Source organism: Dietzia sp. E1 (assembly GCF_014145015.1).
Classification (GTDB): domain Bacteria; phylum Actinomycetota; class Actinomycetes; order Mycobacteriales; family Mycobacteriaceae; genus Dietzia; species Dietzia cinnamea_A.
This window is the reverse complement of record NZ_JAALDU010000491.1, coordinates 1-1,514: the sequence shown is the minus strand read 5'-3', so window position 1 is coordinate 1,514 and position 1,514 is coordinate 1. Positions and strand designations below refer to the sequence as shown.

The following is a 1,514-nucleotide window of genomic DNA, read 5'->3' as shown; positions in this document are numbered from 1 at the left end:
ACCTCGCCAAAGCCGCTTGACATCCATAGGAGCATCCGGGGCTGACCGGGGCGGGCGGGGCAGACGGGCCAGCGCACCACCCAGCCGGCTCACCCGAGCACCGCGAGCAGCTGCGCGGCGAGTTCACGCGGGCGCCGGTAGAACAGCGACGCCGTCACGATGATCTGCGTCCAGCCGGCCGCGCGCAGGCGGTTCGAGCGGCGGGCGTCGCGACCGTGCTGGGCGGCGGTGCGGTGGCCGCCCCCGTCGTACTCCACGAGGACCTTGCGATCGGGAAAGGCGAAGTCCACCCGGTACGGCAACCCGGGGACGTCGAACTGCACCACGAACCCGGTCAGTCCGAGGTCCACCAAAAACATCCGAAGGCGCGTCTCCATCGCGGACTCGGTCATTGGCTCGACACCGGCGCAGCGTTCGAGGGCGATCCTGCTCCCCCGCAGACCCGGGTATCGGTCGAGCAGCCTCGGCAGCGAGTAGCGGGGGTCGTAGCCTGGGCCCATCCGGTAGGCGCCGTCCAGAGCGACCATCGCTTCGACCCGGTCCTGGTATCGGGCGAGGTCGAAAAGCGTCCATTCCGGGCTGGCGACTCGGAGATCCGCGCCGTCGGCCGAGAGAATCGTCTCCACGTGGTCGTCCGGTATCGCGTAGCGGCGGGCGACGATGCCCTCGCGGCGTACGCGTCCGGCCCCCACCGCCAGTTCGACCGGGTACTGCCGGGGTAGCCACGGGTGGCCGTGGATCGCGGCGGCCAGCCACCCGGTCGCCACGGCAGTCGGGCACGCCAGCGTCGCCGCCGCCAGCCGCGTGGTGGGCGTGGTGATGGTGGTCGCCGGTTCCCAGATCCCGTGATGCGCCTTCCTGTAACCGTTCGTGGCGCGGTGCGCTCCGCGGGTTGTGGTGAGGTCGCCGCGGCGTCTCGGGTCGCTGGGTGGAGGTGCCATGACCAGCACTGTGGTGCACCGGCGGGGCCGCGAGCCCGCTTGCAGGCCGGTTTTCGGCCGGTCTGTGGAGGGGCACGGGCCTGTGGAACACCGTGTGGGGTCGACTGCCTGTCGACGACACGCGCAGCCCGGGCGCCCAGCGCTGGCACGCTGGAGGCATGCTCGTCATCTTCGGCTTCAAGAACTCGTCCCGGAATCTCGGGCTGGCACAGGCCACCTGCCCGCGGTGCGGTCACCGGGCGGCGCAGCGGGTCGACCGCCGTAAGCGCGCGTTCTCGGTGTTCTTCATCCCGATCGTCCCGTTGGGCTCGTCTTATGAGGCGACGTGCACGGCGTGCGGTGTGAGCACCGGGATCAGCCGCGCCCAGGCCGAGGGGATCCTGGCCGCCGCGTATTGAGCGCGCGGCGGCCCTCAGCCCGCATCCGACAGCTCAGCCCAGGCCTTCTCGGCCGCCCCTGAGCCGAAGTCGCTCGTGAGCCGGTTCTCGATCGACGTCCGGGGGAACGTGCGACTGTCATGCGGTCCGGGCGTGGGCGTGGTCGTCTGCATCCGGTCGGGTCGAAAGAGTCTCC

The 1,514-nt window shown here is 71.1% G+C and carries 2 protein-coding genes; one reads left to right on the top strand and one right to left on the bottom strand.

Features of this window, described 5'->3' with window-relative positions; genetic code table 11:
• Positions 1–89: 89 nt before the first annotated feature.
• Positions 90–941, bottom strand: coding sequence for a DUF559 domain-containing protein (locus G6030_RS14435; RefSeq protein ID WP_182643589.1), 852 nt, complete (start codon positions 939–941; stop codon positions 90–92).
• A gap of 158 nt (positions 942–1,099) precedes the next feature.
• On the opposite strand from G6030_RS14435, the gene G6030_RS14430 reads away from it, so the two are divergent.
• On the top strand, positions 1,100–1,339 hold the full coding sequence (locus G6030_RS14430; RefSeq protein ID WP_182643588.1) for a zinc-ribbon domain-containing protein: 240 nt from the start codon (positions 1,100–1,102) through the stop codon (positions 1,337–1,339).
• Positions 1,340–1,514: the final 175 nt, after the last annotated feature.